Source organism: uncultured Mucilaginibacter sp. (assembly GCF_903893715.1).
Lineage (GTDB): Bacteria > Bacteroidota > Bacteroidia > Sphingobacteriales > Sphingobacteriaceae > Mucilaginibacter.
Genome location: NZ_CAITNG010000125.1, coordinates 1 through 6,445, shown reverse-complemented (window position 1 = coordinate 6,445; position 6,445 = coordinate 1). Strand labels below are relative to the sequence as shown.

The window sequence follows — 6,445 nt, the reverse complement described above, 5'->3', positions numbered from 1 at the left end:
GGTCTTACTGCGAATCTCTTTGATATAGTTTTCTGCTGTTTGTTTCTTCTTGGTTTCCATTGTCTTAAAGTTAATTAATCTTTGGAAACACTCCACAAGCTTAGCACCCTATCGGTCCACTTTCAGCTGACGATTTACAATCACCCTGGCCTGGAACTGTTTTTTGAACTGGTAGCGCAGAACAGGCAGCGGAGCAAGGGTTTGGCGCTCTATCTCTTCAAACTGTAGCTTCCGGCTGTAATTGCGACCTTTAAGCAACTGGCTGTTATGGCCTTCCAGGGTCTGCCAGATCGCTGTATTGAGTTCTGTTAAAGAATGGTAGACATGTTTGTTTAAAGGGGCGTAGATCTTGGTATAAATGATCTTAACGGCACCTTCTACCAATGCCTTATCGCGCGGGCGGTACGCCCGCGCTGGTAGAATGGTTGTGCCATAATGGTCGGCGAAGTCTTCAAACGTTTCGTTCAGGGTAGGTTCATAGCGGCTGCTTTTGGTTACTGCAGCTTTCAGGTTATCCGGTACAATGGCGGCAGGAACGCCGCCGATAAAGTGCAGGGTATTTTCGCAGGCCGCTATAAAGTCTTCCTTTTGCTGGCTCATAACGGCCTCTACATAGGTTAACTGGCTGGCACCCAGAATAGCTACAAAAACCTCTACAGGCATGATCTCCCCGGTTTCCTTGTCCGTATAGCTCATCTTTTCACCGGCAAAATCGACGTATAGCTTGTCACCGACCTTGTGATCCATGTGCATGGTCGGGTTTACTCTGGCCTTCCATTGGTTATAATAAAAACAAAACTGGCTGTATTGGTAGCCGTCAGGAAACTCTTTATAGTAGGCTTCCCATAGCATCTGCCGGTTAACGCCAGTTCGTTTGAGTTCTTTATCGACGTGGGGAAAGCAGCGCAGCATGGACTGCATACGTGCGTTAGGCGGGTGTTCCCTGCTTTTACCGAACAAATCTTCCAGCTCTTTGTCGTTCAGTGCGTTAACCTCTTCAAAGGTAAAGCCGCTGTCATTAAAAGCTGCTATGTACTTCTTTACGGTGTTTCTCGATGCATCGGCCTGGGCAGCTATGGTCATTATCGCCCGCTGCCGGCTGTACATCTTTAGTATCTTTCTAATCTTACTCATGCTGATTGTTAAGTTGGCCATGCTTTACGAAGGTGTCTTTGCCCTCAAAAAGATGGTTACTTCTACAGCATTTGCTACGCGTTTGGGGTGGTCAATTTCCCCCGGAATGCCCTGGTCAGTTTCGCCCGGAATGGGTGGTCAGCTTGCGCCGGAATGGAGTGGTCACATTCATCAGAATCTCCATGTCTACCCTAATCAATTAATTTTTATTTGAAATTAATTTTTCTATAAATACACGGCTTTTCATGGATTTGATATACAATTCTCTCGAATTAGCTTCTCCCTTTGTTTCGTATCTTTCGTGGTATACAATCACCCACGGGCCTTTATTCTTTGTCGCATTTACTTTTCCCGAATTGTGCCGTTCCAATATTTCAATAATATTAGCACTATGGCCAATATAATATCGAGCATTTTTTTCAGATTGTAAGATATAGGTATAAAACATAATTTGAAGTAAACAAAAAACCCTGATATTTTCATATCAGGGTTTTTTTGTCGATTGATTTTTTAAAGTACCCAGGGCGGGAATCGAACCCGCACTCCTTTGACGGGAACAGGATTTTAAGTCCTGCGTGTCTACCAGTTCCACCACCTGGGCAGGCGATTAACCTTTTAACAATAAATCCCTTCTTTTGGAAGGGATTTGAGCGAAAGACGAGATTCGAACTCGCGACCCCGACCTTGGCAAGGTCGTGCTCTACCAACTGAGCTACTTTCGCATTTTATGTTTCCCTAAGCCTGTTTCGCTGTTGGGAGTGCAAATATAGACAGAATTGAAAAACCTGCAAGCAATTATTTCAAAAAAATAAAGAAAGTGCAAAAGTTTAACGCTAAAAATTCGTAATTGATTAATGGACAGTTTATTCTGTTTGCTAAAAAAAGACAACAATGGTCGAATATGAAAATAGTTGGCTTTATTTTTAAATCAGCGGAACATTTGCGGCTACCTACCCTTTTTTTATCTCATACACCAACTCCACCATTCCGTTTTTAAAAGCTGAAACGTCTTTCAGGTGTAATGCCTGCTCTATTCCTACTTGTTCAAAAAGCGGCAAACCATCGCCCAAGAGGATTGGAAGAATGGATAACCGTATTTCATCGGCTAATTTCAGTCGGATGAATTCTTGTATCAGCGCAGCTCCGCCTACCAGCCAAACGTTTTTATAGTTTGGTTTTAGGCGTTCTTCGACCAATTTAGCCAGATCGCCAGAGTAGATTTTAATGTTGTTTCTTTCGATGGGTAAGTTTCTATTTGATATTACGACGGTTGGCAGGTCGCCGTAAACCCAGCCGTACGATTTTGAGAGTTCCAAAGCGTGTTCGTACGTGCGGGAACCCATTACGTAGCAATCTATCTTCTTGAGAAACTCCGTGGCTTGCTCTTCGGTAGCTGTAATTCCCTTTTCGTAGGTGTCGGCCGTTTCGAACCAGGATACATTGTTGTCTTTTTTGGCGATATAGCCATCAAGGCTCGAAACGATGTGTATGGTTAGCTTGAATGGGGTATCCGTCATTTTACCGGTTATTTACAAGTTTCATTCATCTTCCAAACCCTTCCCGCTGAGTATCTTCGGAATATATTTTTCCACCCTTTCCTCGCGGGTTTTGGCTTGTTTGGCTGCCGAAAAATAGAGCAGATACCCTCTTTGCCTTCCCGGAGTCAATGCCTCAAAAGCTGTTTTCAAAGCCGGCATAGCATCCAATTTCTGTTGAAACTCTTCGGCCATTGGAAACTCTGTAGTTTTTTTGAGTTTAGGTTTCAAACCGGCTTTCTCCACTTCAATCGCTTCATAAATATAAGCTTTCAAGGTAGCTTCCAGTTCAGCTATTTGCTGAACGGATGTGAACCGCGCCTGACGGGCCACCTGTACATTTTCGGTTTGCTGGATGAGTATACTGCGGGCATCATTTAATAAAACGCCTTTAAAAAACAGAAAAGCGCAGTATTCTTTAAAATCGTGTATCAAAACGATGTTATTTTTCCCTAATGAATAACAAGGGCAGCCCCATTTCAATTCTTCGGTGAGGCCACAATCGAGGGCGATAGTCCTCAATTTGCTAACCTCCTGCTTCCACTTTTCGGCCTTGTTAAAATAGAAGTCGACTTTAGGATTTGTTTCATTCATAGTGCAAATTTACACTTTTAACACAGCCCGGAAACCTCTGGCGGCGTAATAAGAGTCGGCACCATTGTGGTAAAAAAACACCGTATCATAACGGCGGTCGCAAAAGGTAGCGCCGCCGAGTTTCCTTATATGATCAGGCGTTTTTACCCAGCTCGACGATTTGGTGTCGAACTTTCCCATTTCCTGCAATGCGCGATACTGCTCTTCTGATAAAAGCTCAACGCCCATGGCAGTTGCCGCATCAATGGCGCTGTTTTCGGGTTTAAATTCTTTTCGTGCATCCAATGCTGCACGATCGTAACAATAACTGCGGCGACCCTTCGGGCTTTCGGGCGAACAATCATAAAACAGGTATTCGCCTGTGCTGGTATCATAGCCTACCACATCCGGTTCGCCGCCGCTTGCTTCCATTTGGCTCAACGACCATAGTCTTTTGGCATTCGCTTCCAGCCTTGCCAGTACTTTGGCCCATTCGATACCTTGATGACGGTTCATGTTTTTTTCGAAACGGGTTTTCAATGTGCTAAGCAGTTCTACGCGTTGTTCTTTTGACAAATCCATTTCCATTCTAATTATTCACCGAAATGATCTTTCTATCCGCCGGCCTCAAATACCACGATAACACGGTAAAAACGACAAATACAATGGGCGCGATTATTTGCACATTTACGTCATTACTTGTAATATGCGAAATCACCGCACCTGTCATGGTAAAAAATATGCCTGCGTAAGCCCATTCCTTAAGTAATTTAAATTTAGGGATTAATATCGCAATTATGCCCAACATCTTCCAAACGCCGATAATCGAAATAAAATAGTTGGGATATCCGAGCGGTTTAAAACCCTCAACCACACCTTTTACCAGCAATGCCTGGGCCAATCCACCCGAAAAAATACAAAAGGATAATATTCCAGTAAATATCCAATACCAAATTAGTTTCTTCTTTTCCATTTTTCAATGATTTAAATTATTTAATATTTCCTGCATGCGGTTATGTGCCATGTTGATGCCTTGAGCAAAAGGTAAAGCGAGTAGTTGGTCTCTTAGTACAACCGATTCATAAATTACATGCATTTTCAGTTTGCTTGTACTGGCCGTTAGCGACTCAAATTCATATACCTCCAGTTGCACGCCAAAAGGAGCGTTCTCTAACTCAAACGTCCGTATTATTTTCTTATTTGGGCTGAACTCGTGGATTACGCCGTTTGACCGAAAGACTACGTTGCCTTGGGCATCCGTTGACTCCAATTGATAACTACCGTGCTTCTTAGCTTCAAACTTTAATATTTTTGCAGTGGCATGCGGATTAGACATCCATTGTGCAATAAGTTCGGGTTCTACATGCGCCCTAAATAACAATTCAACCGGCAAGTCAAACTCGCGGGTTATCAACAAATCCTGTTTGCGGGCTTCGGCTTGTACTTTTGTTTTTTGTTCCATATTATTTGGTTTTGTATTGTTTCATGATGGTTTCCAGTTTGTTGAACCGCTCATCCCACATTTGGCGGAACGGTTCGATAAAGTCGGCTATTTCTTTCATGTTCTTCGCGTTGATGTGGTAGTAAATTTCGCGGCCGCTTTGCTCCTGTTGCAGCAATTGGCACTCGGTGAGTATTTGCAGGTGTTTGGATACTGTGGGCCTTGCCGTATCGAAATTGGCCGCTATGGCACCGGCCGTCATGGTTTGTGAGGCAACCAGCAGCAAAATGGCTCTCCTGGTTGGGTCGGCTATGGCCTGGAATACATCCCTTCGTAAATTCATTGTGTAGCTATTTGACTACAAATATATATGTAGATATTTAACTACGCAAATGGTTTTTGAAAATTTCATCATCATTCATAGCGATTATGCTTTTTAGCGATATGTCCCATGATAGAGCATGACGGTTTGCAGCTAAACGTTTTCGTACTTTTAACTACCAATTTAATCTGTTAAACCTTATTTATGAAATACCCAACCTGTTTACGTTTCTTCGTGTTTTTATTGTCCGGTCTATTGTCTGTTTATTCAGTTAGCGCGCAATCGAAGCAAGGCCGCGATATCGTTAATTTTGACAAAAACTGGCGATTTATAAAACACGACACCACCGGTGCAGATAACCCGGCTTTTAACGATGTGCAATGGCGGACGCTGGATGTTCCACACGATTGGAGCATCGAAGGCCCATACGACCAGGCCAACCCTACCGGGAGCGGCGGCGGCTATCTACCGGCAGGCATTGGCTGGTACCGTAAATCGTTCACGATGGATGCCGGCGATGCCAAACGTAAAGTAAGCGTTGAGTTTGATGGGGTAATGAGCAACAGTGAGGTTTGGATAAACGGCTTTTACCTGGGCAAGCGCCCGTATGGCTATATCAGCTTTGCTTACGACCTTACCGGTCATTTGAACTTTGGCGATAAGCCCAACATCATCGCTGTAAAGGTGGATAACAGTGCACAGCCCGCCTCCAGGTATTATACAGGCTCGGGAATTTACCGCCATGTACGGCTGGTGTTGACGGGGAATACACATTTCGACCATTGGGGTGTGTACGTCAAACCGATACAGGTTAGCGCACAAAAGGCGACGGTACATATTGAAGCCAAGGTTAGCAACCAATCTTCCGCAGGCACATACACCTTACAAACTACCCTTATCGACCCGGCAGGAAAAGTTGTAAAAACTTCAGAAAGCAAACAAACCATAGCAGCCGGGCAAACCGCCAGCTATACGCAGGATATCCCTGTAAGCAAGCCGCAACTTTGGGATACCGAACACCCGGACTTGTATAAAGCCGTTACAAAATTATTAGCGGGCACAGCTGTTACCGATGAGGTGACTACGCCGCTGGGTATCCGCGATTCGCACTTTGAAGCCGCTACCGGCTATTGGCTTAACGGTAAAAACATCAAACTGTATGGCGTATGCCTGCACCACGATGGGGGTGCCGTTGGCGCGGCAGTACCCTTAAGGGTATGGGAGCGCAGGTTCGAAAAACTGAAAGAAATCGGGGTCAATGCCATCCGCACCTCACATAATGAAGTAGCCCCCGAGTTTTTGGACCTTTGCGACCGTATGGGCTTCCTCGTGATGGACGAAACATTTGATACCTGGAACGCGGCAAAAGCCCCGGCGCTTAAGGGCTATAACCTTTATTATACCCAATGGTGGAACAAAGATACCCGCGACCAGGTATTG

10 protein-coding genes and 2 tRNA genes are annotated in these 6,445 nt (G+C 44.5%); 2 read left to right on the top strand and 10 right to left on the bottom strand.

All coding sequences use genetic code 11. The annotated features are described in order from the left end of the window. Positions 1 to 108: 108 nt before the first annotated feature. On the bottom strand, positions 109 to 1,134 hold the full coding sequence (istA, locus tag QZX97_RS14440) for an IS21 family transposase (protein ID WP_295652149.1): 1,026 nt from the start codon (positions 1,132 to 1,134) through the stop codon (positions 109 to 111). On the opposite strand from istA, the gene QZX97_RS14435 reads away from it, so the two are divergent. Further along, complete coding sequence (locus tag QZX97_RS14435) at positions 1,133 to 1,348, top strand: hypothetical protein (RefSeq protein WP_295652151.1); 216 nt, start codon at positions 1,133 to 1,135, stop codon at positions 1,346 to 1,348. The two genes, istA and QZX97_RS14435, sit on opposite strands and share 2 nt — an antisense overlap. On the opposite strand, the gene QZX97_RS19110 is transcribed toward QZX97_RS14435, so the two are convergent. The 9 genes from QZX97_RS19110 to QZX97_RS14395 all read right to left on the bottom strand — a co-directional run bounded on the left by QZX97_RS19110 (position 1,334) and on the right by QZX97_RS14395 (position 5,026). Beyond that, positions 1,334 to 1,582 carry a GIY-YIG nuclease family protein gene (locus QZX97_RS19110; protein ID WP_363152600.1) on the bottom strand — a complete coding sequence of 83 codons (249 nt, stop codon included), beginning with the start codon at positions 1,580 to 1,582 and terminating at the stop codon, positions 1,334 to 1,336. The genes QZX97_RS14435 and QZX97_RS19110 overlap by 15 nt on opposite strands. A gap of 68 nt (positions 1,583 to 1,650) precedes the next feature. Next, positions 1,651 to 1,735 (bottom strand) — tRNA-Leu (locus QZX97_RS14430). A gap of 48 nt (positions 1,736 to 1,783) precedes the next feature. Further along, positions 1,784 to 1,856: transfer RNA gene (locus tag QZX97_RS14425), tRNA-Gly, on the bottom strand. A gap of 228 nt (positions 1,857 to 2,084) precedes the next feature. Next, positions 2,085 to 2,651, bottom strand: coding sequence for a dihydrofolate reductase family protein (locus QZX97_RS14420; protein ID WP_295652153.1), 567 nt, complete (start codon positions 2,649 to 2,651; stop codon positions 2,085 to 2,087). Between the two features lie 21 nt (positions 2,652 to 2,672). Continuing rightward, a complete protein-coding gene (locus tag QZX97_RS14415; RefSeq protein ID WP_295652155.1) occupies positions 2,673 to 3,263 on the bottom strand; it encodes a YdeI/OmpD-associated family protein in 591 nt (196 codons plus the stop codon). A gap of 9 nt (positions 3,264 to 3,272) precedes the next feature. Continuing rightward, positions 3,273 to 3,830, bottom strand: coding sequence for a DUF4256 domain-containing protein (locus QZX97_RS14410; protein WP_295652157.1), 558 nt, complete (start codon positions 3,828 to 3,830; stop codon positions 3,273 to 3,275). A gap of 1 nt (position 3,831) precedes the next feature. Beyond that, a complete protein-coding gene (locus QZX97_RS14405) occupies positions 3,832 to 4,215 on the bottom strand; it encodes a DoxX family protein (protein ID WP_295652159.1) in 384 nt (127 codons plus the stop codon). Positions 4,216 to 4,218: 3 nt separating this feature from the next. Beyond that, positions 4,219 to 4,704: an SRPBCC domain-containing protein gene (locus tag QZX97_RS14400; protein WP_295664743.1), complete on the bottom strand. Its 486-nt coding sequence runs from the start codon at positions 4,702 to 4,704 to the stop codon at positions 4,219 to 4,221. Between the two features lies 1 nt (position 4,705). Next, positions 4,706 to 5,026 (bottom strand): metalloregulator ArsR/SmtB family transcription factor, encoded by a 321-nt coding sequence (locus tag QZX97_RS14395; protein WP_295652163.1) that lies wholly within the window; start codon positions 5,024 to 5,026, stop codon positions 4,706 to 4,708. Positions 5,027 to 5,209: 183 nt separating this feature from the next. Between QZX97_RS14395 and QZX97_RS14390 the strand changes: the two genes are divergently transcribed. After that, a partial coding sequence (locus QZX97_RS14390; RefSeq protein ID WP_295664742.1) for a sugar-binding domain-containing protein occupies positions 5,210 to 6,445 on the top strand: 1,236 nt, incomplete at its 3' end.